Source organism: Idiomarina xiamenensis 10-D-4 (genome assembly GCF_000299895.1).
Lineage (GTDB): Bacteria > Pseudomonadota > Gammaproteobacteria > Enterobacterales > Alteromonadaceae > Idiomarina > Idiomarina xiamenensis.
The window spans coordinates 17,066-43,764 of sequence record NZ_AMRG01000013.1 but is presented as its reverse complement, the minus strand read 5'-3'; the positions used below and the strand labels follow the sequence as shown (position 1 = coordinate 43,764).

Annotated in this window: 28 protein-coding genes; 15 read left to right on the top strand and 13 right to left on the bottom strand. The window is 50.7% G+C overall.

The genetic code is table 11. From position 1 onward, the window contains the following. Positions 1-27 precede the first annotated feature (27 nt). The 5 genes from A10D4_RS10370 to A10D4_RS10350 are packed head-to-tail and all read left to right on the top strand — an operon-like array spanning position 28 to position 3,879. A complete protein-coding gene (locus tag A10D4_RS10370) occupies positions 28-762 on the top strand; it encodes an SURF1 family protein (RefSeq protein WP_008489419.1) in 735 nt (244 codons plus the stop codon). Beyond that, entirely contained in the window at positions 759-1,307 is a 549-nt protein-coding gene (locus A10D4_RS10365; RefSeq protein WP_008489418.1) for a hypothetical protein, read from the top strand. The genes A10D4_RS10370 and A10D4_RS10365 overlap by 4 nt, the downstream gene beginning before the upstream one ends. A gap of 11 nt (positions 1,308-1,318) precedes the next feature. Further along, the gene (locus A10D4_RS10360) at positions 1,319-2,302 is read left to right on the top strand and encodes a COX15/CtaA family protein (protein WP_008489417.1); all 984 of its coding nucleotides are present in this window, start codon (positions 1,319-1,321) and stop codon (positions 2,300-2,302) included. An 18-nt stretch (positions 2,303-2,320) separates the two neighbouring features. After that, positions 2,321-3,262, top strand: a complete 942-nt coding sequence (gene cyoE / locus A10D4_RS10355; protein ID WP_008489415.1) for a heme o synthase — start codon at positions 2,321-2,323, stop codon at positions 3,260-3,262. Then, complete coding sequence (locus A10D4_RS10350; RefSeq protein WP_008489414.1) at positions 3,259-3,879, top strand: SCO family protein; 621 nt, start codon at positions 3,259-3,261, stop codon at positions 3,877-3,879. Before cyoE ends, A10D4_RS10350 begins: the two co-directional genes overlap by 4 nt. Before the next feature lie 15 nt (positions 3,880-3,894). On the opposite strand, the gene A10D4_RS10345 is transcribed toward A10D4_RS10350, so the two are convergent. Beyond that, on the bottom strand, positions 3,895-4,968 hold the full coding sequence (locus A10D4_RS10345) for a polysaccharide deacetylase family protein (RefSeq protein WP_008489413.1): 1,074 nt from the start codon (positions 4,966-4,968) through the stop codon (positions 3,895-3,897). Between the two features lie 35 nt (positions 4,969-5,003). Here A10D4_RS10345 and A10D4_RS10340 point away from each other — a divergent pair, with 35 nt between their 5' ends. Next, the gene (locus tag A10D4_RS10340) at positions 5,004-6,317 is read left to right on the top strand and encodes an MATE family efflux transporter (protein ID WP_008489412.1); all 1,314 of its coding nucleotides are present in this window, start codon (positions 5,004-5,006) and stop codon (positions 6,315-6,317) included. A gap of 10 nt (positions 6,318-6,327) precedes the next feature. On the opposite strand, the gene A10D4_RS10335 is transcribed toward A10D4_RS10340, so the two are convergent. Then, positions 6,328-7,710: a DUF4397 domain-containing protein gene (locus A10D4_RS10335; protein ID WP_008489411.1), complete on the bottom strand. Its 1,383-nt coding sequence runs from the start codon at positions 7,708-7,710 to the stop codon at positions 6,328-6,330. Between the two features lie 149 nt (positions 7,711-7,859). Next, positions 7,860-8,438 carry a Fe-S biogenesis protein NfuA gene (nfuA, locus tag A10D4_RS10330; protein ID WP_008489410.1) on the bottom strand — a complete coding sequence of 193 codons (579 nt, stop codon included), beginning with the start codon at positions 8,436-8,438 and terminating at the stop codon, positions 7,860-7,862. A 168-nt stretch (positions 8,439-8,606) separates the two neighbouring features. Here nfuA and A10D4_RS10325 point away from each other — a divergent pair, with 168 nt between their 5' ends. After that, a complete protein-coding gene (locus tag A10D4_RS10325) occupies positions 8,607-11,240 on the top strand; it encodes a M14 family metallopeptidase (RefSeq protein ID WP_008489408.1) in 2,634 nt (877 codons plus the stop codon). A gap of 32 nt (positions 11,241-11,272) precedes the next feature. Here A10D4_RS10325 and A10D4_RS13710 read toward each other — a convergent pair whose 3' ends face one another. Next, positions 11,273-11,965 (bottom strand): ComF family protein, encoded by a 693-nt coding sequence (locus A10D4_RS13710; protein WP_008489407.1) that lies wholly within the window; start codon positions 11,963-11,965, stop codon positions 11,273-11,275. Between the two features lie 36 nt (positions 11,966-12,001). On the opposite strand from A10D4_RS13710, the gene bioH reads away from it, so the two are divergent. After that, the gene (bioH, locus tag A10D4_RS10315) at positions 12,002-12,769 is read left to right on the top strand and encodes a pimeloyl-ACP methyl ester esterase BioH (protein WP_008489406.1); all 768 of its coding nucleotides are present in this window, start codon (positions 12,002-12,004) and stop codon (positions 12,767-12,769) included. A 70-nt stretch (positions 12,770-12,839) separates the two neighbouring features. Beyond that, positions 12,840-15,176 carry a penicillin acylase family protein gene (locus A10D4_RS10310; protein WP_008489405.1) on the top strand — a complete coding sequence of 779 codons (2,337 nt, stop codon included), beginning with the start codon at positions 12,840-12,842 and terminating at the stop codon, positions 15,174-15,176. 25 nt (positions 15,177-15,201) lie between these two features. On the opposite strand, the gene mutM is transcribed toward A10D4_RS10310, so the two are convergent. Both mutM and A10D4_RS10300 read right to left on the bottom strand, forming a co-directional pair. Continuing rightward, entirely contained in the window at positions 15,202-16,014 is an 813-nt protein-coding gene (gene mutM / locus A10D4_RS10305; protein WP_008489404.1) for a bifunctional DNA-formamidopyrimidine glycosylase/DNA-(apurinic or apyrimidinic site) lyase, read from the bottom strand. A gap of 62 nt (positions 16,015-16,076) precedes the next feature. Then, on the bottom strand, positions 16,077-16,643 hold the full coding sequence (locus tag A10D4_RS10300) for a hypothetical protein (RefSeq protein WP_008489403.1): 567 nt from the start codon (positions 16,641-16,643) through the stop codon (positions 16,077-16,079). A gap of 110 nt (positions 16,644-16,753) precedes the next feature. Here A10D4_RS10300 and A10D4_RS10295 point away from each other — a divergent pair, with 110 nt between their 5' ends. After that, entirely contained in the window at positions 16,754-17,395 is a 642-nt protein-coding gene (locus tag A10D4_RS10295) for a 2OG-Fe(II) oxygenase (RefSeq protein ID WP_008489401.1), read from the top strand. On the opposite strand, the gene A10D4_RS10290 is transcribed toward A10D4_RS10295, so the two are convergent. From A10D4_RS10290 to radC, 4 genes are all read right to left on the bottom strand, one after another. Beyond that, complete coding sequence (locus A10D4_RS10290; protein WP_008489400.1) at positions 17,392-17,742, bottom strand: hypothetical protein; 351 nt, start codon at positions 17,740-17,742, stop codon at positions 17,392-17,394. The genes A10D4_RS10295 and A10D4_RS10290 overlap by 4 nt on opposite strands. An 81-nt stretch (positions 17,743-17,823) precedes the next feature. Continuing rightward, positions 17,824-17,979 carry a 50S ribosomal protein L33 gene (rpmG, locus tag A10D4_RS10285; RefSeq protein ID WP_008489399.1) on the bottom strand — a complete coding sequence of 52 codons (156 nt, stop codon included), beginning with the start codon at positions 17,977-17,979 and terminating at the stop codon, positions 17,824-17,826. Positions 17,980-17,992: 13 nt separating this feature from the next. Further along, positions 17,993-18,229, bottom strand: coding sequence for a 50S ribosomal protein L28 (gene rpmB, locus A10D4_RS10280; RefSeq protein ID WP_008489398.1), 237 nt, complete (start codon positions 18,227-18,229; stop codon positions 17,993-17,995). Between the two features lie 213 nt (positions 18,230-18,442). Next, positions 18,443-19,114 carry a RadC family protein gene (gene radC, locus A10D4_RS10275; protein ID WP_008489397.1) on the bottom strand — a complete coding sequence of 224 codons (672 nt, stop codon included), beginning with the start codon at positions 19,112-19,114 and terminating at the stop codon, positions 18,443-18,445. Positions 19,115-19,323: 209 nt separating this feature from the next. Between radC and coaBC the strand changes: the two genes are divergently transcribed. The 3 genes from coaBC to slmA are packed head-to-tail and all read left to right on the top strand — an operon-like array spanning position 19,324 to position 21,677. After that, positions 19,324-20,547, top strand: a complete 1,224-nt coding sequence (gene coaBC, locus A10D4_RS10270) for a bifunctional phosphopantothenoylcysteine decarboxylase/phosphopantothenate--cysteine ligase CoaBC (protein WP_008489396.1) — start codon at positions 19,324-19,326, stop codon at positions 20,545-20,547. Positions 20,548-20,603: 56 nt separating this feature from the next. Further along, positions 20,604-21,059 carry a dUTP diphosphatase gene (gene dut / locus A10D4_RS10265; protein WP_008489394.1) on the top strand — a complete coding sequence of 152 codons (456 nt, stop codon included), beginning with the start codon at positions 20,604-20,606 and terminating at the stop codon, positions 21,057-21,059. 18 nt (positions 21,060-21,077) lie between these two features. Beyond that, positions 21,078-21,677: a nucleoid occlusion factor SlmA gene (slmA, locus tag A10D4_RS10260; RefSeq protein ID WP_008489392.1), complete on the top strand. Its 600-nt coding sequence runs from the start codon at positions 21,078-21,080 to the stop codon at positions 21,675-21,677. 75 nt (positions 21,678-21,752) lie between these two features. Here slmA and gpsA read toward each other — a convergent pair whose 3' ends face one another. Genes gpsA through A10D4_RS10245 form a run of 3 tightly spaced genes read right to left on the bottom strand, consistent with a single transcriptional unit; the run spans position 21,753 to position 23,712 of the window. Next, the gene (gene gpsA, locus A10D4_RS10255) at positions 21,753-22,757 is read right to left on the bottom strand and encodes an NAD(P)H-dependent glycerol-3-phosphate dehydrogenase (RefSeq protein WP_008489391.1); all 1,005 of its coding nucleotides are present in this window, start codon (positions 22,755-22,757) and stop codon (positions 21,753-21,755) included. 6 nt (positions 22,758-22,763) lie between these two features. Then, positions 22,764-23,267, bottom strand: a complete 504-nt coding sequence (gene secB, locus A10D4_RS10250) for a protein-export chaperone SecB (RefSeq protein WP_008489390.1) — start codon at positions 23,265-23,267, stop codon at positions 22,764-22,766. Between the two features lie 52 nt (positions 23,268-23,319). Further along, complete coding sequence (locus A10D4_RS10245; protein WP_156812141.1) at positions 23,320-23,712, bottom strand: rhodanese-like domain-containing protein; 393 nt, start codon at positions 23,710-23,712, stop codon at positions 23,320-23,322. 208 nt (positions 23,713-23,920) lie between these two features. Here A10D4_RS10245 and gpmM point away from each other — a divergent pair, with 208 nt between their 5' ends. Together gpmM and A10D4_RS10235 are read left to right on the top strand one after the other, a co-directional pair. After that, complete coding sequence (gpmM, locus tag A10D4_RS10240) at positions 23,921-25,465, top strand: 2,3-bisphosphoglycerate-independent phosphoglycerate mutase (protein ID WP_008489388.1); 1,545 nt, start codon at positions 23,921-23,923, stop codon at positions 25,463-25,465. A gap of 2 nt (positions 25,466-25,467) precedes the next feature. Next, positions 25,468-26,646 (top strand): murein hydrolase activator EnvC family protein, encoded by a 1,179-nt coding sequence (locus tag A10D4_RS10235; RefSeq protein WP_008489387.1) that lies wholly within the window; start codon positions 25,468-25,470, stop codon positions 26,644-26,646. Positions 26,647-26,699: the final 53 nt, after the last annotated feature.

Genomic DNA, 26,699 nt, shown 5'->3' with positions numbered 1-26,699 from the left:
GCATCCTTGTTTTGCCGAGTGTTTCTTATGACACTTTGGCGTCCGCCGTTATGGCCATCTGTTATCACTTTGCTGGCAGTTGCACTGCTAGTCAAGTTAGGCTTTTGGCAGTTACACCGAGCCGAACAAAAACAGCACTTGTTTGACGATTTTGCCGCCGCCGACATGAGTCAAGCACAACCATTAGCCGAGGTGCTCGCAGAGCAACCGCTGCGGCGTTATCAAACCGTCAGCGTGAATGGCAAATTCGCACCAGATCGCTACTGGTTACTCGACAATCAAACCTATCAAGGCCGAGTTGGCTACCAAGTTATTGCGCTGTTGCAAAGCGAGCAATCTACTTCATTGGTACCGGTCAATATCGGCTGGATAGCCGCGCCCAGCCATCGCCATCAGTTACCCTCGGTAAGCTTGCCACAAGGGCAAGTCAGGGTTCGCGGTTATACCTACCAACCCAGTGACAACTGGCTACAACAACAGACCTTGGTCGACGGTACGCAATGGCCTATTCGCATTCAACAGTTGGATTTAAATACGCTCAGTAAGCAACTGGATTTGCCGCTAATCAGCGCCGTCGTGCTGTTAGATGAAAACACCGATTGGGGTTTACCACGCCATTGGCAACCGCAGGTTATGCCGCCAGAAAAGCATCAAGCTTATGCGTTGCAATGGTTTTCGCTAGCGTTAGCGTGCGCAGTGGTATACGGTGCTTTAATGCGTCGCCATTATCGACAACAAAAACAACAAGAGGCGTCATCATGAGTTCGTTAACTCGCTCACGCATTGCCATTATTGCAGTGGTGGTATTGTTTATTATCCCTGTTGTTATTGCCAAGTTAGTCTTGGATCAGCATTGGTATCAAGGCGCAGTGACCAATCGTGGCACTTTATTAGTGCCGCCGTTAGCCTTAAGTGAAGAAACCACCGCGGCTTTGCCTGCCGGTTGGCGCTTACTGTACCGACAACCGCAAGCTTGTTCGGACTACTGTGAACGTGCGCTATTTACGCTAAATCAAGTCGACGTAGCGCTGGGCAAAGATAGCCAACGGGTTACCCCAGTGTTACTCACCCATTCCGACTTTAACCACCTCAATATCAGCGCATACCAGAGTGTCACCCGGATTGAGTCAGATACGTTGTATCAGGTCTTACATAGTCTGCCAGCACGGACGGTCATGATCATCGACCCAATGGGCAACGTGGTGATGCATTACCCGCTGCACCTATCAGAGCAAGAAACGCTGGCTGAGGGTAAAAATATCCTCGCCGATTTACGTCGTTTGCTAAAACTTTCTCGAGTCGGTTAGGAGCAGGCGCTATGCGTTTATTGGTTAAATTTACTGTGTTAGTGGCTTTTTGCGTGATCATTTTGGGTGCCTATACACGCCTTACCGACGCTGGCTTAGGCTGTCCCGATTGGCCAGGTTGCTATGGCTTTGTCGGGGTGCCAAAAACCACCGAGCAACTGAATCAGGCGCAGCTACGCTTTCCCGATAACCCGGTTGAACACCACAAAGCACGCAACGAAATGGTGCACCGCTATTTGGCCGGTAGTTTAGGCTTATTAATCGCAGCGATTGCGGTGGTTGCTATAAAACGTCGTACCAAGCAACCCAATAGCCCGCTCAAACTGCCAATATTATTGCTTGGCCTGGTCATTTTTCAAGCTGCCTTAGGTATGTGGACAGTGACCATGAACTTACAGCCGCTGATCGTTATGGGTCACCTTTTGGGCGGTTTTGCGACGCTGTCGTTATTATTTTTATTAGCGTTACGTATACAGCCTTATCGGTTGGCGGGTGGTGACCCGTTATTACGTCGTTATCGAAGTTTTGCGCTTATCGCACTGTTCGTGGTGCTGGCACAAATAGCCTTGGGCGGCTGGGTCGCCGCCAACTACGCAGCGCTAGCCTGTACCGAGTTTCCCTTTTGTGAAGGCAACTGGTGGCAGCGTTTGGACGTTGCCGGAGCCTTTTCGGTACCCGCTGCCGACAACTACTTGTACGGTGCGCACGATTATGATGACCGCATGACCATGCACATTGCCCATCGTATTGGTGCCATCATCACCAGCATCGTGGTATTGGCCTTACTGATTAAGTGCTGGCGTCAGGCAGTCTCAAACTTTTTCCGGCGCAACTTGTTAATCGTTGGCCTACTATTATTGGTACAGGTTGCCCTCGGTATCAGCAACGTTTGGTTCAGCTTACCACTGCCAGTAGCCGTTGCTCACAACGCTGTTGGCGTATTGCTGCTGATATCTTTAGTCGCCCTTAACTACAATATTGCAAGAAAGGCGTAGATCTTTCAGGGAGGTTTTATGGCACAACCGCTGGCTTTAGAAAAAACTCAAACCAAGCCATTGCATAAGCGCGCCAGCTGGCGCGACTACTTAACCCTGACCAAACCTCGGGTGGTGGCACTATTACTACTCACCGCCTTAGTCGGCATGTGTTTAGCCAGCGATACCTGGGTCAATGGCTGGTTAATGTTAGCCGCCTTGACCGGTATTGGTTTGATGGCGGGTTCAGCCGCCGCGGTTAATCATCTGGTTGACCGCCACATCGACGCTAAAATGGCTCGCACCTTACGCCGACCGCTACCACAAGGTAGCTTGTCTCCCGCTCGGGTGATGGCCTTTGCAGCACTCATCGGCAGTGCCGGTTTTGCGATGTTGATGGCTTGGGTCAACGCGCTCACCGCATGGCTAACCCTGGCCAGCCTAGTTGGCTACGCGGTGGTCTATACCATGTACTTAAAACGCGCCACGCCACAAAATATCGTGATAGGAGGTTTAGCTGGTGCCGCACCGCCACTATTGGGCTGGACCGCGGTGACCGACAATATTCATGCACACGCTATTTTACTGGTGATGATCATCTTCACTTGGACGCCGCCACATTTTTGGGCACTGGCGGTGCATCGCGCCAAAGACTATGCCAAAGCCGATGTTCCTATGCTACCCGTGACGCACGGCATTGCCTTTACCAAAACTTGTATACTGCTCTATACCTTACTACTCGCCATAGTTTGCTTGCTGCCGTACTTAGTGGGTATGTCAGGGGTGGTGTATTTGCTCGGCGTGACCTTACTAAACTGTGTATTTTTGGGTTACGCATGGAAGTTGAAGTTTGCACCACAGCGTAAAACCGCTTTTAATATGTTCGCTTTCTCGATTTGGCATTTAATGCTGTTGTTTGTGTTGTTATTGATTGACCACTATTTGTTTAGCGACTGGTCAGCATTAGGAAGTGTATTATGAATCGTCTGCTGTACATCGTTATTGCCGTATTTGCGCTGGGCATCGGCTTTGGCGTTTATCAGTTAATTCCTAAACCGGAGCCAAAGGCCTTGGTATATCAACCACCCAGACCTTTAGCAACGTTTGAACTCGATGGTACTCAAGCGACCACGGTCAACAATCAGTCACTACAAGGACAATGGACACTGTTGTTCACCGGCTACACTTATTGCCCCGATATTTGTCCCACGACGATGGCGCAACTGCGCGATATTTTGCCGCAACTACAGCAAAGCGTTAACGAACCGGTCAAGGTATGGATGGTGTCGGTCGATCCGAAGCGCGATAGCGTCGCTCGTTTGCGCGATTACACCGGTTTTTTTGGTGACGCCTTTGCCGGGGTTCGAGCTGAACACAAGCGCTTATATCCATTTGTACAAGATTTAGGCTTGATGTACTCCATACCCGAAGAAGGCGATGAAAATTATTTGGTTAACCACAGCGCGGCCATCATTTTGGTCAACCCTGACGGTAATCGGCAAGCCATTTTCAACGCCAAGCACGAACAAGGCAAAGTGCCGACAGTCGATATGCAGCAGTTGGCTGATGACTTTAGCATCATCAGCGCAGACTACTAAGCTAGAATTGGCCCGTTAATCGGGCCAGTTACCTTTGCTGTCGGTACGAATAAACGGCTTAGAATACCAATAATAACGCCCAGCCTGACTTTCACTCGGCGCTGTGCAGTTATAACGCGAACGACCGATACCCAGCGCTTCACGCGGCTTTACGGTAAATTGGGTCGCGCTTAGCCAAGTCGGCGCCAACACTTCGGCGCCAGCAAAGCACTGTAGTTGGCTATTACGCATGTCATCACTGTTCGCCAGCGTTACCTGCAACTCAGGCTTGACCTGGTCCGGCGCCAACAACGATTGTTCTGGCTTAACCTCGGTAACCGGCATCGCTAACGACAACAGCTTGGTCTTTAAGGTGTCCAACGAGGCATAACGACCTGAGGCAGGAAATCTCGGAATAGCGGTCAGCGGTGTATATTTACCCCACGGTCCTGAATGCTGACCAAAGGCCACATAGCCCATTTCTTGCAAAAGCGTCTCTAACGCGGGGCTGTACTCACCGTATGGATAAGCAAAGTACTTTGGTTGCTGACCTAAAGCGTCATCAATAGCTTGCTGTGCCGAGCGAATATCGTCGCTAACACGTTGCTGCCACTGCTGTTCATTTTCATCGGCTAAGCGCCGGATCAAGTGCTGGTGGCTTTGACTATGGTTAACGATCAGAGCGCCCTGCTGCTGCAGTTGGCGTAATTCATCCCAGCCCATATAAAAGTCGTGGTTAGCCAACAGCCGTGGATTAACAAACACCGTATAGGGCAGATTAAATTCTTTTAAAATTGGTGCCGCATAATCAAATACGTTCTGATAGCCGTCGTCAAAGGTGATGACCACCGCTTTATCGGGTAAGCTATCGGCGTTATCGTTTTGAAAAGCGTCGACCGCTTGCGTTAATGGAATAACCTTGAAGTCATTCTCGGTTAAATAACGCATATGTTGCCGCAACTCCTCCGGTGTAACCGACGTTACCCGAGGGGTCGTCTCACTGACGTGATGATACTGTAAAATCACCACATTGGCGGCGGCGGACAGGCTCATTAATCCAGTACTGGCTAGTAATAGCGTGGTATACAGAGCATGTTTAAAAAATCGCATATTTCACCTATGTTATTCACCGACTGGAGCGCTCAGTGACACGTCTGCTAGGTTTTCCCATTGCTGATCATCGGCGCGTCTTTATCATCGCCCTGCCGATGATCATTTCCAACATCGCTGCACCGCTATTGGGCTTAGTCGACACCGCCATCATAGGCCATTTACCCGATGCAATCTACTTAAGCGCGGTGGCAGTTGGTGCCACCGTTATCGGGTTCATCTATTTTTTAGCAGTTTTCATGCGTATGTCGATGACCGCGTTGGTGGCGCAGAACTTTGGCGCCGACGATATGGCGGCGCAACGCCACAACAGCATTAACGGGTTATTTCTAGCAGCTTTACTGGGCGTCCTATTGATACTACTTACACCCGCGGTATTAGAGCTCAGTTGGTGGTTAATGGTTCCCGCGCCAGCGTTACAAAATCTAGCCAGTGACTACATTAGTATCCGTCTTTGGGGGGCGCCAGCAGCATTGATGAATCTCGTTATTTTAGGGGTGTTGCTGGGTCGCCAACAAAGTCGCCAAGCCATGTGGTTAGTCATCGCAACCAATGCCGTTAACGTCATCGTGGATGTCTGGTTAATTGTGATTTTAGATTGGCGCGTGCAAGGAGCCGCGGTCGCCTCAGCCGCGGCTGAATGGAGCAGTTGTTTGCTCGGCCTATTTTGGTTACGAAAAAGCTTAGCATTAGGCTGGCACCACTTACGTCTTAACCTAAAGCAGCTATTAGTATTATTGCGCCTAAACGGCGACATTTTTGTTCGTAGCCTAACCCTGCAACTCTGCATGGCCAGTATGACCGCCTATGCTACCCGTTATGGCGCCATTTATGTCGCGGTAAACGCGGTATTAATGCAGTTTCTGTTGCTCATTTCACTGGGTTTAGATGGCATCGCTTACGCGGTGGAAGCGCTCGTCGGGCAAGCAAAAGGACAAGGCCGTAGCGACCGCGTGCGCCACTGGTGTCGTTTGACGCTGCTTTGGTCATGCCTGTTTGCCGTGGCTTACAGCTTGATTTTTATCGCCTTTGGCGAACACATTATTCGCCTGCTGACCGATATTGATAGCGTTATCGATACCGCTGGGCATTATTTACCCTGGCTAATGGTGTTGCCCTTAATTGGTCACTGGAGTTACTACTTTGATGGGGTTTTTATCGGCTTGGCACAAAGTCGTGGTATGCGTAACACCATGTTATTTGCCGCGTTGCTAGGCTTTTTACCGCTCTGGTGGTGGGGACAACGCTTCGAAAATCATGGTTTGTGGTTGGCATTAACCGGCTTTCTGATGATGCGAGGTGTCGCCCAAGCTATCTGGCTCAAGCGACACCCGCAAACACTGCTTTAGGCTAGAAGACTTACAAAATGGGTGCTAAGTCGTCTAACAAAATGACACCTGCCGGCGTACCACCACCGTCGGCATCCACCGCTACCACAGTATACAAACCACCATTTTCGATGGTCACTTCTAGCGGACCAATCAGGACGTTTTCGGTACCCGCCTCGGTGACTACGATTTGATAGTCGCCTGCAGCAATCGCGACGTTACCCGAACTATATAAATCGCTGGCATCAAAAGCGATATCGGCCAACGCTGGCTCCAGGCCCGCAACGTTACCGTCGGATGTAATATAAACATCAACGTTACCAGCCGCTGGCGAGGCATGTACCACCTGCAATTGACCTTGCGTGGCAATACGGCGCGTCATCTCGGTCAGCACCGCTAAGCCTAGATCATCGTTTGCAACGCTACCGATCGCATACACACTATACTGAGCCGCTAATTCGGTGGTCACTTCAACGTCGTTGAGTACCGCAGCACCACCGCTTTGATTGACGTCGATCAAATGATCGTCAGCACTGATATTCAAATAGTCGGAGGCTTCGCCAAAAGCGAGGTCGGTGATCGCAGCGTCGGCGGCGTTATCGACAAAAATATCGACATTGGGCGCATCAGCGGCAGCATGTACAACACGGACATCACTACCGGCGTTAACATCGTACACCACCATGCTGTCATCATCGTCCGAAACCACCAACGAGACAGGTGTTTCTCCAGCATTCACATTATTGGTTGCGGCGATCACAGTCGGCTCGCCGCCATCGATTTCTAAGCTACCCGAATCGTATAACACATCGCTACCACCGGCAGCGGTGATGCGTACCTGATAATTACCCTCGGGTACCTCGATCAGGCCAGAATCTTCGCCATAGCTTAACGTCGCGGTGACAGCAGCCGCAGATAAGTCAGCACTCGGCTCGGTCACATAAATATCCACCGTTGGCACATCGTAGGCGGCGTGCACGATGTAGACGTTAGCCGTGTCATCAGCGATGGTCGACGAGGCGTAACTTAACGTATAGGCTTCCAACGATTCGTCAGCCACGCTACCAATGGCAAAGACGTCATATCGCATTTCAGCCGCTAGGCTTACGTCAACAGGACCGATAACGGTAGTGCTCGTGTTGTCCGGTAAAATCGCATCAACGCTAACGCTGTAGTCACCAACATCTAAGACTTGGTAGCCACTAACACCTTGATAAGCGGCATCTTCAACAACCACATCGTCATTATTGGCGACATTGACATTGGGTGCGTCGGCGACAGCATGGTGAACTCGTACAGCCGCCTGATCCGGTTCGACAACAACATCGTCGTCATCATCTCCGTCAAACCAGTCGCAAGCGGCTAGTGGTAGGGTAAAAAGGCCGATTAGGGCCAGTTTGGTTATCCGATTCATTTCCTTATCCTCGCATTGGTTAATCCTTAACCGCTACGAGAATAAGTTAGAAAAACGATCACAAATGGGTTACATCTTTTACAATTAACTTACAATTAAACGCAAAAAGCGACCTTGTCATGATCTGAATCGCTTTTTGCTAACCGATGTTAATAATAAGAATGCTCGCCGCGTTCATGCTCAGTAATGTCGCGTACACCATTGAGTTCGTCAGGAAAGCGCTTTAACAGCTCTTTCTCAATACCCTCTTTTAGGGTCACATCAACCATGCTGCAACCGTTACAGCCACCGCCAAATTGCAGTACAGCAACACCATCTTTGGTAATTTGATTAACCATCACCTGACCGCCGTGGTTGGCTAACTGAGGGTTGATTTCAGCTTGAATCACATATTCAACTCGTTCAATTAACGGCGCATCGTCGTCGACCTTACGCGCTTTCGCATTCGGCGCCTTTAGCGTTAATTGCGAACCCAGATCCTGCTCTTGAAAATCAATTTCTGCGGCTTCAAGAAAAGGTGCGCTGCCACTATCAACCACGACATCAAAACCGTTATAAGGAAAACGCTCGTCGTCAGCTTCAACCGAGTCCGGTGGACAATAAGAAACACCACACTCGGCGTTGGCCGTGCCAGGATTGACCACAAAAACCCGAATGCCGGTATTTTCCGGTTGGTCGGCCAATAACTTACAGAAATGCTGTTGTGCACTTTCACTAATACGAATCATAATCGCTCACCTCGGTATAACTGCCATACACGCTCATCGTGTATACCTGAGTAAATTACTAGGGTATATCTTATCGCAAATTCCTGTCGTTGCATAGTAACACGCTTGGCGCTGGTCGATGTGGTTGCTAGTCTGGTGGCATAACACTAATAAGGGGAACAAACACCTATGTCTTCCATCACTGCTTTAACCCAGCGTTGCTGGCGAAAGCTCTGCTTCAGCCTGGCAGTACTCAGCTTCAGTTCAAGCGCATTAGCTGCGGATTTATCCTATTACTTGCCGCAAGATGTCAGCTATAACCCAGACATTAGCACACCCGAACAGGTGCTAGGCTATCAAGTTGGTGAATGGCACGTGCGCCATGACCAGTTAGTGCGTTATATGGAAATTCTCGCCGAGCAATCCGATCGCATTACGCTCGAAGTGACCGGCCGCACCCATGAGCAACGGCCGCTATTGTTGCTGACAGTAACCTCAGCTAACAATCACGCTAATATCGATGACGTTCGCCAGCGTCATTTGGCGGTGAGCGATGCGACAAAAAATGCAGACACCAACAAAGCGCCATTAGTGTATTACATGGGCTACAGTATCCATGGCGACGAATCTAGCGGTAGCAACGCTGCGCTGTTATTTGCCTATTACTTAGCCGCCGCCGAGGGCGACGCTATCGAACAGGTGTTGCAGGACTCGGTCATTCTGCTGGATCCCAGCCTAAACCCTGATGGTTTGGCTCGCTTTGCCAGTTGGGCCAATCAACATCGCAGTCAGAACCTAGTCAGCGACCCGCAAAGCCGCGAACACGTACAAGGTTTTCCGCGCGGGCGCGTGAACCATTACTGGTTTGACTTAAACCGTGATTGGTTGTTGTTACAGCATCCTGAGTCGCGGGCGCGTATCGCTAACTTCCAAAAGTGGATGCCGAACATTCTGACCGATTTCCACGAAATGGGTACCGACAGCACTTTTTTCTTTCAACCGGGGATTCCGTCACGTACCAACCCGTTGACGCCAGAAGAAAACCAGCGTTTAACGCAATTGTTGGCCGAAAAACATGCCGCCGCGTTAGATAAGCTCGGTAATCTGTACTTTACTAAGCAAGCGTTTGATGATTTTTATGTTGGTAAAGGTTCGACTTACCCCGACATTCAGGGTGCGGTTGGCATCTTATTTGAACAAGGCTCAAGTCGCGGTCACTTACAGGAATCGATTAATGGCGAACTGAGCTTTCCGTTTACCATTCGCAACCAGTTCATTACTTCGTTGACCACGGTTTACGGTGCACACGCTAATAAGCAGCGTTTTCTAGATTTTCAGCAGCGCGTATTTAAGGACGTTGAAGAGCTGGCTGACGACGCTGACTTTGCCGGTTATTTGTTTGGCAGCGAAGACGCCACGCGGTTAGAAGGTATGTTGGATATTTTACGCCAGCACCATATCAACGCGTACCGCCTAACGGACAATGTAGAAATTGATGACCGTACTTATCGTGCCGGTGAGAGCTATTATGTGCCGCTACAGCAGCGCCAATATACGCTGATCCGTGCCATCTTTAACAGTGATACATCATTTCCAGACAACACCTTCTATGATGTCTCGGGCTGGACCTTACCGATGGCATTTAACGTTCAATACAGCCGCTATGACGATAGCCCCAGCATGGACAAACAAGCTTGGGCGGCGCCGCAGCGAGCGACCAGCGAACTGGTACCGGACGCTTATGCGTACGCCTTTAACTGGCAAGACTACGCAGCGCCAGCGTTATTACAAGATATCTTAGAAGCCGGTATTCACGCGCGTCAAACGGCCGTGCCCATGACCTTGAAAACCGCCAACGGTGATCGGCAATTAGCGCCCGGTGCAGTGTTGGTTACGCACGCTTATCAGCAACAAGATTGGCAGGCTGTACAACAGCAACTGGCAGCGCTAGCCAAACAACACCGTATCGAATTAATCTCCATCGATAGCGGCTTGGCCAATGCTGGCGCCGATATGGGTAGTCGCGATGTGCGCCCAGTTAATGAGCCAGCGGTGATGATGCTGGTTGGTAGCGGCGTCAATCAATACGAGGCGGGTGAAGCCTGGTACTACTTAGATCGCCACGTTGGTATTCCACTGTCGATGGTCGACACCGACCGCTTTAGCCGCGTCGATTTAAATCGCTATAGCCATATACTATTAGTCGATGGCAGCTACTACACGCTGAGCGAAGGCGACGCTAAACGTTTGGCCGCTTGGGTCAAAGACGGTGGTGTTGTCATTGCGCAGCAAGGCGGTGCCGAATGGTTGGCAAAACAACAAATTCTGCAGGCGGACTTTGTCGACAACCAAGTTTTCCGCGACGCTTTTGATACCAGCAACATGAGTTATGCCGATCGCGACAGCTATTACGCTCAACGACGTGTAGCTGGGGCGATATTCGAGTTAGATTTGGATAACAGCCACCCCCTGACCTTTGGCTTCCCGACGCATAACTTGCCGGTGTTTAAAAACTCGCTAACCGCGATGACCACCTCAGCCGCGCCGTTTATTGATGTTGCCCGTTACACCGAGCAACCGTTGCTAAGCGGCTACGCGGCAAAACAAAATCGCGATATTATCGCCGGTAAAACGGCCATCGTAGCGCATCGCCAAGGCCAAGGACGAGTCATCGCATTCGCCGATGACATCAACTTCCGAGCCTATTTCTGGGGTACCGCTAAACTGCTTAGCAATGCTATTTACTTGGCGCCAGCTATCGAAGCTTATGCCAGCAGCAGTGCTGACGAAGCTGCCGCCGATGAAGCCGACGAAGCGCATTAGATGGTAATCGCTAACGCACAGCGTTAGCGTTGTTAACCCGGCAATGGTAACGGCGGGGTGTAGGCCAGTGTCCAAACATCGACACTGCCGGCACCTCGCTTTTTTAATGCCCGCGCGGCGGCACAAGCGCTGGCTCCGGTGGTTATCACGTCATCAACCAGTGCCACGCGCTGCTGCTGCCAACGCACCGCCGAATGAATGGCATAACGGGTATTTAGCCAGCGTTGTTGTGCCGTCGCCTGGCGTTGCTGGCGATGGTATGAACGTTTCAACGCCCCTCGGTAATGCGGTAAGCGCAAGTGCTGCGCCAGCGCCTGACTCAATAACCCAGTCTGATGGAAACCGCGCTTACGCCAATTCGTCGACGTCATTGGCATCGCTACGATACATTGTGGTAAGGGTTGTTGGTAACGGGCGTAACAGCGCTGCAGGTGCTGTGTTAATAACCACGCTAAAGAATCGGTTAACCCCAACTGCTGCTTATCTTTGTAAGCCTTGATTAAGCGTGCCATGGTGGCTTGATAGTAAGCCGCAGAAAACACATAGCGACAGCTACGTGCCAGACGTGACGACGGTTGCCAACTTAGCACATTGCACGGTGGCAACAGTGGCAACGCCGCTAAGCAAGCACGGCACCAGGCTAAAGGTAAATCATTACGGCAAAGGCAGGCAACGCACTGACCAATACCGTGAAAATTGGCAAACGTTTGTAGCCGCGTTAACATCGGTGATCCTACGGTTCATTTAAAGAGTAAAGTGTAGTGTCAATCTGGTCGCAAAGCCTAGGTACAGGCTCGGATTTAGTCGTACTCCATGGCTGGGGGTTAAATAGTCATGTTTGGCAGCCGGTACAACAACAGTTAGCGCAGCAGCATCGCTTGCACCTTATCGACCTACCCGGCTACGGTGAGTCGGCTTGGCCGCAAGGCTTACCGGTGAGCCTAGATAACTGTGTCGATATACTCCTGGCCCACCTCCCTGACCGCTTTCATGTATTGGGTTGGTCACTGGGAGGGTTAATGGCTACTCGGATGGCGTTAGTGGCTCCGCAACGGGTACAATCGTTGGTTACCGTTGCCTCGTCACCAAAGTTTCAGGCAAGCGCTGAGTGGCCGGGTATGGATAGCCAGATACTGGCCAATTTTGCCGAACAATTGAATGGCCAATACCGCAAAACTATCGAACGCTTTTTGGCGATTCAAGCCATGGGTAGCCCCACTGCACGAGCACAGGTCAAGCAGATGAAAAGCTGGGTGTTGAGCAAGCCCGAACCCAATATTGAAGCGCTTAAAGGTGGTTTAGCGCTGCTCGCGCAAGTCGATTTACGTGAGCAACTGGCGCAAATTCAGCAGCCGTTTTTACGCATGTACGGTAAACTGGATAGTTTAGTGCCTGTAGCGGTAGCCGATGCCGTTGCTGACTACGCACCAATGAGCCAGCAATGGATTGCGCAAGGCTGTGCACATGCGCCTTTTGTCAGTGCTACAGAAGCGTTCTTACAACGCTTACAGCAATTTTATCACACGTAAAGTCGCGCAGCGGCAATAGCAACAAGACCGATGACTTCGGCGTCGGACAACTTAACGATAGCAGGTGTTTATGAAAACATTACTCAAGGTTGTATTGGCGTTGCTGGTGTTGTCTGCGGCGGTGGTTTACTGGCTCTTACACGGCTCGTTGGCGCAGTTAGACGGGCAGTTAACGGTTACCGGTTTATCGCAGTCGGTTAGCGTCGATCGCGATGCCCAGGGTATCGTCACGATTCGCGCCGCCTCCCGTTTGGATGCCGCTCATGCCTTAGGTGTTGTACACGCACAAGAGCGCTATTTTCAAATGGATTTACTGCGCCGAGCCGCGGCAGGAGAACTATCCGCGCTGTTAGGTAGCAGCACTCTGACACACGACCGAAACGTCCGCATCCACCGTTTTCGCGCACGCGCAGAACAAGCTTTTCAACATTTACCGGTCAATCATCAAGCCATACTGCAAGCTTACGCCGAAGGCGTTAATCAAGGCTTGAACGCGCTGGCTAAGCGTCCGTTTGAGTACTTCTTGTTGGGTCAGACACCACAGCCGTGGCAAACCAGTGATTCGTTGCTGGTTATTTACAGTATGTACCTGCAACTACAGCAAAGCGACGGTGCCTACGAGCGCGGCCTAACCCAGTTATATCAACAATACCCAACGGCTGTGGCCGACTTTTTAACGCCGTTAGGCAGCCGCTGGGATGCAGCTATTGACGGCTCACAGCTGGCGCAACGCGGCGATACCGCAGCGATACCCGAATTACCGCGCCAAGCGGGCGGCGGCGCTGGCGCAGCAGCATTTGCACCAGTGCAATTTCCCGGCAGTAACAATTGGGCAGTCGCTGGCGCGCTGACACCCTACCGAGCCGGCATGCTGGCAAATGATATGCACCTTGGTATTCGGGTACCGAACACCTGGTTTCATACCATTATCGAAACGCGCTCCCCAGCGTTGCGGTTAGCTGGCGTATCGCTGCCGGGTACACCGGGCATTATTGTCGGTAGTAATGGCCACATTGCTTGGGGCTTTACCAATAGCTACGGCGATTGGAGTGATGTCATTGCCTTAAAAACGCGCCACGATAACAGCGAATACTTAACACCTAGCGGATGGAAGCCTATTCTGACGCGGCAGGAGGCCATTGAAGTTGCCAATGCTGACGCCGAGACCATCACCATTCGCGAAACGCAATGGGGGCCAATCCTGCCTGCAGAAAAAACCGCCACCCCCAATAAGCTGTATGCCTACCGTTGGGTAGCGCATGACTTGGCCGGTATCAACACCCGCATTTTTGATTTGACTCAAGCAGCCACCGTTAACGACGCACTGCAAGTGGCTGCTGGTGCCGGTATGCCCGCACAAAACCTAGTGGTTAGCGACAGCAACGGCGATATCGGTTGGACCATTATGGGAGCCATTCCTCGCCGTCAAGGCTTTAGCGGGCGTTTAGTCAGCGACTGGTCTGATGGTAGTCAAAGCTGGCAGGGTTACTATGGCGAAACCGAGCACCCTCGTATTATTCAACCTCGCTCAGGCAGGCTGTGGACAGCCAACAGTCGTGTCGTTGCTGGTGAGGCATTTAGCAAAATTGGTAACGGTGGTCACGCTTTGGGCGCCAGAGCCCAGCAGATCCGTGACTTACTAGCGCAGCAGGAACAGTTTACCGAGACCGATATGCTGGCCATTCAACGCAACGCCGAGGCGCGTTTTTTACAACGCTGGCAAGCTTATTTGGTCAGCTTACTTGAACAGCAAGAAAGCCTCAGCGAGCAACAGCAGCAACTGTTGCAACTGGTTAATAATTGGCAAGCCGAAGCCAGTGTCGATAGTCAGGGATACGCGTTAGTGAAATTGTTTCGCCAACAAACGCTGAAGTTATTATTTGCCGATTTTGATGACAACATTATCCGCGCTGTACGTAGTATATTAGAAGTACCTGCCTGGCAAATTTTACAGCAACAGCCACGCAGTTGGTTACCCAACGGCGTTGCCGACTGGCATCAATTTCAACAACGTACGATTACTGCAACATTGGCTCAGGTGGATACCGAGACGCTGGCCGACTACCGTTGGGGGCACGTTAATCAGGCCCATTTTGCGCACCCTTTAAGTGCTGCATTAGGGCCGTTGTCGCGCTGGCTAAATATGCCGCAGCAAGCGTTACCGGGTGACACTTTTATGCCATTTGTGCAGGGTAGCGACTTTGGCGCATCAGAGCGTTTGGTGGTTGCTCCCGGACACGAACAAAACGGCATCCTGAGTATGCCTACCGGACAATCAGGACACCCGCTCTCGCCCTATTATCGCAGTCACCATCAGGACTGGCTCGAAGGACGTGCGACACCATTACTCGGCGGTGATAGCCAGCATCAATTGCGTTTAGTACCAGGCAACGGTGATGCCCAGTAATGATGTGCTGGCGTTAAGCCACAGCTTAGCGCTGGCATTGCGGACAATACACCGTGCTGCGCTGACCAAGACGGATTTCCTTGAGCCGTGTTTTACAACGCATACACAACTTGCCGCCACGCCCATAAACCGCTAACTGCTGCGCAAAATAACCTGGCTGACCATCAACTTGAGTGAAATCTCGCAACGAGGTGCCACCCTGCTGAATAGCTTGCGCCAAGGTTTCTTTAATCAACGGCACTAAACGCTGATAACGCTGACGACTCACCTTACCAGCGGCACGTTTAGGGTGAATACCGGCTTTAAACAGCGATTCGTTGGCGTAAATATTACCCACCCCAACCACCACATGATTATCCATGATGAAGGTCTTTATGGCCTGTTGTCGGCCTCGCGAACGCTGAAACAAATAATCGGTGTTAAAAGCTTCGGTCAACGGTTCTGGCCCCAAGTTTTTTAATAAAACATGCTGTTCTGCATCATCGTCGACATAGAGCAAGGCGCCGAAGCGACGCGGGTCGTTTAAGCGTAAGCTTTGTCCATTGGCAAATACTAATTCGACATGGTCATGCTTTTTTAACGGTGTCGATGACGGCACTACCCGTAGCGCGCCGGACATCCCTAAATGCAAGATCAAAGTGCCAGCATCGGTCTCTAACAGCAGGTATTTCGCGCGTCGTTGTACGCGTTGCAGGCGCTCTCCAACAACCGCCTGCACGCGTTCGGGCACCGGCCAGCGCAAGCGACTGTCATGTACCTTGACGGCGATAATTTGCTGTCCCTCAACGTGCGGGCTAATGCCCATGCGACTGACTTCAACTTCGGGTAATTCTGGCATAACTTTCCTATTCACTGGCGGTTTTCAGTGCACCATGAAAACCATAATGGCAATTGCCTCAATTAACGACCCAGCAACGCTGCCAAGGAGGGTTTTATAATTTCATAAACTTGCTTACCGCTGTCGCTAACCATCAATCGCGGTGGCTGCCCATCAAATAGCACCACGGTCACTAATGGACGTCCATCGGCAAAGCGCAATTGTACATCGGTGACGTAATCGTCGGGGGTTTTTGTGTCGTCCACCGCTTTCACTTGCAAGGCTGACCAAGCCTCGATTAATCCACTAATTTGCGTTTGGCTGTAGTCGCAATCGGCGGTACAACGCCAGCCTTCTGCGGTTGACTCAAATTGGGTATCAGCAATGCGGATCTCCACCAACTCTAAATCGGCAGGAAATAAGCGCATCAGTGCGTCGGCGCTATCACCATTGGCAGTCGCTGACGGCAGCGAGTCATTGGCTTCGGTTGAATTGGCTGGTACTGTTTCGTCGCTGTCTTTGTTGCCGGGCGTAACCACATAAAAAACGACCATAAACAACAAGATGGCATATATATAAACATTGTTTCTGGCACGCCGTGACAAGCGCATGCCCAAAAAACGCCGGTATTCGTTGTTATCTTTTGCCATGGTTTGCTCCTTGCTAAGCGCTATTCGCGGTCATTATTGTGTTTAAAAGCGCTTGTGGTTATTACTGATTATGCTCTATATTCGCCAGCGATCATATTAAGGATACCGCCGTGAGTCGTTTACATCCATCAATTGCCCTGATCATGGCTAACATCGATACGTTGGTCGATAACGGCTATTTGATTGTGCCTGACTTTCTTGCCCCAAATGAGGTTGCGCTATTAGCAAATTACGCACAGCAATTGCAAGAGGATCGTTGGCAACACGCAGCGATTGGCCGAGAGCACAGTAAAACCACCAACTCGCAGGTACGTCGCGACCGCATTAAGTGGTTAGACAACAGTACAACTGCCGAAGCCGATTATTTGGCATTGATGGAGAGTTTGCGTCTACAAATCAATCGTGCGCTGTTTATGGGTCTATTTGATTACGAATGTCACCTCGCCTGGTACCCACCCGGTAGTTTTTACCGCAAGCATTTAGATGCTTTTAAAGGTCGTAGCAATCGAGTTCTGACATCGGTGTTTTACTTAAATCAAGATTGGTCGGCTGACGACGGCGGCGAACTGGTCATGTACGGCAATAACGGTGAAGTACTTGAGCGCATTCTGCCAGAGGCGGGTAAGCTAGTGTTATTTTTGAGCGATGTGTTTGTCCATGAAGTGTTGCCGGGTAAACGACAACGTTTGAGTATCAGCGGTTGGTTTCGTGTTAATAATAGCATTGGCGGGCGCATCGACCCTTCACGTTAACGCCGTGCATGAGCTAGCCACCAAGCCCTCACCCAACAAACATAAAATAGCAGCATTGATAACGCTTGCAGACTGATTGCAGTGAGAAAACCCACAACATGCGGCTGCGCTAGGGTTGCATACAGTAACACCAAGAAGTTCAGTAATAACGAAGCAACCATGAACACCGCCAGCCACATCGGTGGCCGAAAACTAGCGGTAGCCATTCCCATACAAAGTAATGCCACCAACATGTGATGGTAGTTGGTATATAGACGTTGTTGTGTTAACCACACCCAGACAAACACCACGGCAAAAGAAACCAGCGCAGCGATATATAATGGCTTAACCCAGCTTCTGATGTTCATCGGCAATCCTTTATATCAGTTTTGCTTATAAAAAAACCCGGCAAAGCCGGGTTTTTAAAGCTAAACGCTATAATCAGACGATTACTTGATTTTAGCTTCTTTGAAGATCACGTGCTTACGAACCACTGGATCGTATTTTTTGATCTCCATTTTTTCTGGCATGGTGCGCTTATTTTTATCTGTGGTATAGAAATAACCCGTACCCGCAGATGACACCAAACGAATCTTATCGCGCATAACTTAAGCTTCCTTAGATTTTTTCGCCACGGCTGCGGAGATCCGCCAGCACCGTGTCGATACCTTTTTTGTCGATGATACGCATTCCTTTAGTAGAAATACGTAACTTCACCCAACGCTTCTCGCTTTCAACCCAGAAACGGTGAGTTTGCAGGTTTGGCAGGAAGCGACGCTTAGTCGCGTTATTTGCGTGCGAGCGGTTGTTACCAACTACCGGACGCTTACCTGTTACTTGGCATACTCGTGACATCGTTATTACTCCAAAATTGCTTCAAGCTCGCCTGTCGCCCAACGTGGCCTTGCCTTGAAATCCGAGGGCGCATTTTATACAGCAAACTGGCCCGGCAATCAAGTGATCACGGCTAAAATTTGATCCATTCCGATCATCGGGCGCTACTTTACAGCAATCCGCCAACAAGCGCCAGCCTTACCGTTAAGCAATATTCGCTAGCCCAGCATAATTTTATAATAAACCCCGTTCGGCAAACGACACCGGCGCTCCAGCCCCCACCACAAAATGGTCGAGCAAGCGCACATCAACTAAATTCAGCGCGCGTTTAAGGCGCTCGGTCACACGCTGGTCGGCTTGGCTTGGCTCGCTAACACCGGAGGGATGATTGTGCGCCAAAATCACCGCAGCAGCGTTATGTTGTAAAACTAACTTGATGACCTCGCGCGGATATACCGGCGCGGCGTTAATAGTGCCATGAAAGAGCTCCTCATAACGCAACAAACGGTGTTGACTATCGAGCAATAGCAGCGCGAAAACTTCGCGCTGCTGATGACGTAACTGCGCCGTCAAATATTGTTTAACATGATCCGGTTCAGAAAAGCAGCATTCGCGACTTAAGCGCTCTTGCAAGTAACGTTTGGCTAACTCCATCACCACCTGCAGCTGCAATACTCGAGCCGGGCCTAGACCACGATGACTGAGCAACTGCTCGGTACCGGCACTGAGTAGCGCGGCTAAACCACCAAAACCATGTAGTAATTGCTGCGCGTAAATCAGCACATTTTGTCCACGTATACCGCGCCCTAACAACACCGCTAATAGTTCGGCGTCAGACAGCGCATTAGCGCCGTATTGCATCAACTTTTCGCGAGGCTTTTCTGTCAGTGGCCACGTATTGGACATAGTTCTTTCTCCTTGCTGACCTTAGCATCATTGCTAGCGTCCGCTCGGTAACTGTGCAATGAACAATACTGATTATAGTGGCGCCGGTCAGCGTCGTATGAAAAGACGACATGTCGACGCGGGTACTCGGTTAATGACGACATTGAACGGCTACCCGAAAAGCATCGCCCATGTTAGTCTAAAGGGGTTAATAAAACGGGGGCACAGGTATGCCACAATTATCGGGTAAACGTGTACTACTAGGCGTCAGTGGCGGTATCGCCGCCTATAAAACGCCAGAGCTGGTACGCCGTTTAAAAGAGCAAGGCGCCGACGTGCGGGTGGTATTAACGCAAGGCGCAAAGGCGTTCGTCACCGCAATGAGCTTACAAGCGGTGTCAGCTAACCCTGTACACGACAATTTGCTCGATCCCGCCGCAGAAGCGGCTATGGGTCATATTGAATTGGCCAAATGGGCAGATTTAATCGTTATAGCACCAGCATCCGCCAACCTATTAGCGCGCCTAACTCACGGCTTTGCCGATGACTTACTAACAACGTTATGCTTGGCCTCCACGGCCCCTATTTATGTCGCGCCAGCGATGAACCAACAAATGTGGGCAGCGGCAGCGACCCAAGCCAATATGGCGCAACTCAGCGCTCGTGGTGTGATTACTATCGGCCCCGATAGTGGTGAACAAGCCTGTGGCGATGTCGGCGCCGGCCGTATGGTGCAACCGGACGCCATTGTCGCGTTTCTGCAGCAACCACGCCAAGCAGCTGTAAGCGCGGCTAACGGTTCAGCGTTAGCCGGTAAAAAAGTGGTGATCACCGCCGGACCAACCCGCGAGGCCATTGATCCAGTTCGTTATCTCAGTAACTTCAGTTCCGGTAAGATGGGGTATGCTGTGGCGGCGGCGGCACAGGCCGCAGGTGCAACGGTGACATTAGTCAGTGGCCCGGTCCAGTTAACCACGCCACCAGGGGTCGCACGCGTCGACGTCGACAGTGCTGAACAAATGCTACAAGCGGTTACACGATTACTGGACGAAGGTTGTGACATTTTTATCGGCTGTGCAGCGGTTGCCGACTATCGTATGGCGCAAATCGCCGACAATAAAATGAAGAAAACCGACGCCGACGAATTAACGCTGACCTTGGTTAAAAATCCCGATATCATTGCTTACGTCGGGCAACACCCTAAGCGGCCGTTTACCGTTGGCTTTGCGGCGGAAACACAAGACCTGGCGGCCTATGCGCAGGATAAGTTAACGCGTAAAAACTTGAACATGATTGCCGCCAACGACGTCAGCATTGACGGTCAGGGCTTTAACAGCGATAACAATGCGCTCACTGTTTATTGGCAGAATGGCCAACAATCTTTACCATTAGCGACTAAAAGCGACATCGCAACAGCATTGATAGCGCTGATTGCGGACCATCATAATCAATAAAAAAGTCGTTTTTTAGTTATCTTTTAACCGATTTCTTAACTCATTTTGCAGCGATAATGACACGAATTAACTATAAAATTTTAGATCCTCGTATTGGGAATGACATTCCATTACCCACCTACGCCACCCCGGGTTCCGCCGGCATCGATTTACGCGCTTGCCTGCCGGAACCGCTCACCATTGCCCCGGGTGAAACGGTACTGATTGGTACCGGTCTTGCTATTCATATTGCCGATCCAGGCTTGGCAGCTACCATTTTGCCGCGTTCAGGATTAGGCCATAAGCATGGCATCGTATTAGGCAATCTAGTCGGACTTATCGACTCTGATTATCAAGGTGAGCTCAAGGTCTCCTGCTGGAACCGCAGCGATAAAGCATTCACGGTGGAAGTTGGCGAGCGTATCGCGCAAATGGTGATTCTGCCTGTTATTCAGGCTGACTTTCAGCAAGTCGACGAATTTACCAGCAGCGAACGTGGCAGCGGTGGCTTCGGCCATACCGGCACGCGCTAAGCAGCAAGGACTGACAACATGGCTACACAAAAACGCAATCGCCGCGAGGAGATCTTGCAGTGCTTAGCGGCAATGCTGGAAACCAGCCCCGGACAACGTATCACTACCGCTCGCTTAGCGGCCGAACTCGGCGTGTCTGAAGCCGCGCTTTACCGTCACTTCCCTTCAAAAGCACGTATGTTTGAGGGCTTGATAGAGTTTATCGAAGATACACTACTGACCCGTATCAACCGCATTTTAGATGAAGAAAAAGATACCTTATTGCGCTGCCAAGCTATCTTACATTTGCTACTGGGTTTTACCGAGCGTAACCCGGGCATTACCCGCATATTGACCGGTGACGCCTTGCTGGGCGAACAACTGCGCTTGCGCAACCGTATTGCTTTGCTATTTGAGAAGCTAGAAGCACAACTCAAGCAAGTCTTACGCGAGCGTCGTATCCGCGAACAGGATGCTACACCACTGAGTAGTGACGAAGGATTATTGGCTAACCTGTTGCTGAGCTACGCTGAGGGTAAAATCGGTCAATTTGTACGCTCTGACTTTACCCGCAAACCGACCGATGCATTTCAACAGCAATGGCAAGTATTGCAGCTTAGTTTGTTGGCACCGGAATAACACCGGCGTTAGACAATTGATGAGGAATAAAAAAACGCACGGTTTCGATAACCGTGCGTTTTTTTGAATCAATGCTTACTCAAAGGTTTTTGCACGACTTAGCAAATTAATAGCGGCCTGACGAGGCTCTAAACCATTATATAAGACGTCATAAATCTGTTCACAAATAGGCATTTCGACATCGTTGCGGCGTGCCAAGGCAACCACTTCCCGGGTATTGCGATAACCTTCAACCGCCTGCCCGATACTACTCAGTGCGTCGTCTACCGACTTACCTTTACCCAACGCTAAGCCAAAGCGTCGATTACGCGACTGATTGTCGGTACAAGTGAGTATTAAATCACCCAAGCCAGCCATACCGGTAAAGGTTTCAGCTTTGGCTCCCAGTTTTAAACCCAATCGGGTTAACTCGGCTAAACCACGCGTGATCAAGGCCGTACGTGCATTTGCCCCAAAGCCAATACCATCGGCCATGCCGGCACCGATAGCGATGACATTTTTTACCGCACCGCCAAGCTGCACACCGATAAAATCATTATTGACGTACACCCGAAAAGAGCGTTCGCAATGCAGCATTTCAGACAGTTCTTGCACAAACTGGTCGTCGCTCGACGACATCGAAATAGCAGTCGGCAAGCCTTTTGCCATCTCGGCAGCAAATGTCGGTCCTGACAGCACCGCTAACGAACAGCTATCGCCCAAAATATCCTGCGCAACCTCGTACAGCAGACGCCCAGTCTCTGGCTCTAACCCTTTTGTTGCCCAAGCAACTCGCGCCAGCGTCTGCAACAATGGCTTGCAGTCGCGTAACAAATCAGCAAACCCTTGGCTGGGCACTACCACCACAATATTGCGGCTGTGCGCCAATGCCAGCGTCAAATCACTGGTCACCGATAGGCTAGCGGGGAATGGACAATCTGGCAGATAGCGACTGTTTTCATGGTGCTCGGCCATGGCCGCCACTTGCGTTTGATCGCGTCCCCAAAGCAGCGTATCGACCCCTTTGCGGGCAAAGCATATAGCTAGGGCGGTGCCATAAGACCCCGCCCCGAGTACGCTGACTGTTTGTGCAGTCGTCATAAAAGCTTACGCGTCAGCCTTTGGCGCTTCGCCTTCAGCTTGCTGCTGTTGTTGTTGCAGCTGCTGCGCATATAATGCATCAAAGTTAACAGGGGCTAAGTTAAGCTGTGGGAAAGTTGCACGAGAAACCATGCTCGACAGCGTTTCACGCGCATATGGGAACAAGATGTTCGGGCAGAATGCACCCAACAAGTGCGAGCGTTGCTCTTCATCTAAATGGTCGCCAATGGTGAAAATACCCGCTTGATGAACTTCACATAAGAACGCCACGTCATCACCGATTTTGTTGGTCGCGGTGACAGTTAAAACAACTTCATACAGATTGTCTTCGATTTTTTCGTTTTTAACCTGTAAGTCTAAGTTCAGGTGTGGTTTCCATTCTTTACGGAAAGTTTTAGGTGCGTCAGGTGCTTCAAAAGAAACATCTTTCACATAAATACGTTGAATAGCGAAAGCCATTTGCTGTTGTTGTTCTGCGGCAGCGCCGTTAGCTTGCTGTTGTTCAGCCATGTTATTACTTCCTATCTTGTTCTGATGTGATCTTAAATTATAAAAGGTGACACTAGCGTTTCTGTGTCAACGGCAGACTGGCGTTCTTCCAGCCGGTAATACCACCTTGCAGTACCGAAGCTTGTTTAAAACCCGCTTTGTACAATTGTGTGGCTACAGCCTTGGCACTTAACCCTGTTGCACAGACTACTACAATGGGGACACCTTTATACTTTTCAAGGCTGCCGATTTCACCGTCGCGAATTTGTGCAGCGGTGACATGTTCAGAGTCAATAATATGACCCTTACGAAACTCTTCAGCCGAGCGCGTATCGACAAAGATACCGTCTTGCCGATTGACCAGCAAGGTCGCTTGTTGCGGCGTAATCGTTTTCACCGGCGACAACATCGCGCTCACAGTGGTGTAAATCAACGCCAATAATAAACCTGCCCACAACGCGCTCATTAGCGGGTGGTTCGTTAAAAATTGTACGAGCTGCTCGTCTATCACCGTACACTCCCTTAAGTTAAAGCCTTAGCTATTCAGGCCCGAGTATACCGCTAGCGACGCCACTTTGCAGTAAAATCGGGGGTGGGTGCGAAGTCTAGCAAAATACCGTAGAATAAGGCCAGAAAATAGACTACATAAGTTCGGTAACGCGATAGAGGTGTTTATGACGGCAACAGGACGTGCAACCAAAAAACCTTTGGTATTGTTGATATTAGATGGTTGGGGCTACCGTGAAGCCGCACCAGACAACGCTATCACCAGCGCCAACACGCCCGTCATGGACCGTTTATGGGCCACCTACCCGCATGCTTTTGTGAATGGTTCTGGCATGGCAGTCGGCTTGCCTGATGGACAAATGGGTAACTCCGAAGTCGGCCACGTTAACTTAGGCGCTGGGCGCGTTGTCTATCAAGATTTTACTCGCATTAGCAAAGCCATTGAGGACGGTGAGTTTTTCCAAAACCCGGTGCTCACCGACAACGTCGATAAGGCCGTGCAGCAAGGCAAAGCGGTGCATATTATGGGCCTGCTTTCACCAGGCGGCGTGCATAGCCACGAAGACCATTTGTTAGCGATGGTCGAATTAGCAGCGCAGCGCGGTGCTGAAAACATATATGTCCATGGTTTTTTAGATGGTCGCGATACACCACCGCGTTCAGCGGGGCCTAGCATCGAACGTTTTGAAGATTTATTCACTAAATTAGGCAAAGGACGCTTTGCTACGCTCAGTGGACGCTTTTATGCCATGGATCGTGACAAACGTTGGGATCGCGTCGAGCAAGCCTATAACGCGGTCGTTGATGGTCAGGCTCAGCATCGCTATGAAAATGCCAAGCATGCGTTATTGGCGGCCTATGAACGTGATGAGAGCGACGAATTTGTCGCGCCGAGCATTATTGGTCAAGCAGCGCCGATTGCCGACGGCGATGCGGTGTTCTTTATGAACTTCCGTGCCGACCGTGCGCGACAGCTCAGTCATGCTTTTGTGGATAGCGATTTTGACGGCTTCCAACGTCAACGTCAGCCACAACTGAGTGGCTTTGTGATGCTCACCGAATATGCCGCCGACATTGCCGCGCCGGTTGCATTTGCACCAGAGAGTTTAAATAACGTGTTAGCCGAATGGTTAGCCAAACACGACAAAACGCAACTACGTATTTCCGAGACCGAAAAGTACGCCCATGTCACTTTCTTTTTCAGCGGTGGTCGTGAGCAAACCTTTGCTGGCGAAGAGCGTATTTTGATCCCGTCACCTAATGTGAAAACCTACGACTTACAACCGGAAATGAGTTCGACCGAACTCACTGATAAGTTGGTCGATGCCATTCACGGTGGACAGTACGACGTTATCATTTGTAATTACCCTAACGGCGACATGGTTGGTCATACCGGTAACTTTGCCGCCGCGGTCAAAGCAGTAGAAGCGGTTGATCATTGTATTGGACGCGTTGTTGAGGCGCTGCAAGCAGTAGGCGGCGAGTGCTTGATCACTGCCGACCACGGCAATGCCGAACAGATGAGCGATGAACACAGCGGTCAGGCGCATACGGCCCATACCAGCGAGCCAGTGCCCTTTATTTATGTTGGCCGAGAAGCGAGCACTAAAGACGGTAAATTATCCGACGTTGCGCCCACCATGCTGCATTTAATGGGTATGGAGATTCCGGCTGAAATGACCGGCACGCCGTTGATGCAACTGAAGCGCTAGTGATGTCGCCGCGTCAACGGACGACTCTGTCACAACATAGCCGTGGCCTTTGCCTCGGCTTGTTGCTAAGTTGCGCTGTCGGCGCATTAACGTCGACGCTGCCGGCGTGGGCGCAAACAGCCGACCGTCAGCAGACAGAGGCACAAATAGCCACCATTCAGGCGGAGATAAAAAAACGTCGCGAGCAAATGGCTAGCCGCCGCGAGCAAATGTCGGCGCAACAGCAACAATTGCGCAAGCTTGAGTTAGAAACAGCCCAGTTGGCAAAACAACTGGCACAAACCGATCAGCAGTTACGCGAAAATCAACAGCGTATTGATGAGCTGGAGACACGTCAGGCGACACTACAACAACGTTTGCAGGAACAAGCCAAGCAGTTAGAAGCTCAGTTAGTCAGCGCTTACACGGCCGGTCAAAACGATTTCTTAAAAATGTTGCTTAACCAACAAAACCCGGCCGAATTTGAGCGTATGCTGAGCTATTACCGCTACTTGAACCAAGCGCGCATGGCTGAAATTGACGCGCTACGCGCCACTCAACAAGAGCTAGACGAAGTGCAACAACAGTTGCTGCAGCAGCGCCAGCTGTTAGCACAAATTAAAGTCGAACAAGGCCAGCAACGACAGGCTCTTGACCGACAACAACAACAGCAACAGCAGCAACTCGCCAAACTGCAACAGGCACAGCGCAACGATGAACAAAGCGTAACCCAGTTACAGCAAGATCAGGCTGAGCTAGAGGCGGTGTTAGATGCCATCATTGCCGCTATGCGCAACGATGTTTCATTGGATGGTTTGGCCGCCTTAAAAGGCAAACTGAACTGGCCCACACAAGGCAAGCTGCAACGTTTGTTTGGCCGCTCCCGCAGTGGCCCGATTGACTGGAGCGGCGTGTTGATCGAGGGGCAGTTGGGTCAATCGGTTAACAGTGTCGATGACGGCCGGGTATTATTTGCAGATTGGTTGCGCGGTTTTGGTTTGCTGTTAGTGGTCGATCATGGCGAAGGCTACATGACCCTGTATGGCTTTAATCAAGCGTTAATTAAAGATGTCGGAGATACCGTTAGGCGAGGCGAAGAAATCGCACTCATGGGACAAAGTGGTGGTCGTAGCGAACCCGCTTTATACTTTGAAGTTCGTTACCGCGGTGAGCCGCAAAATCCGACCCAATGGTGCCGTTAACGGTGACTAGTCAGCAGCACACAAATCGCCGTTTTAGGCAACTGTTAAGCAGC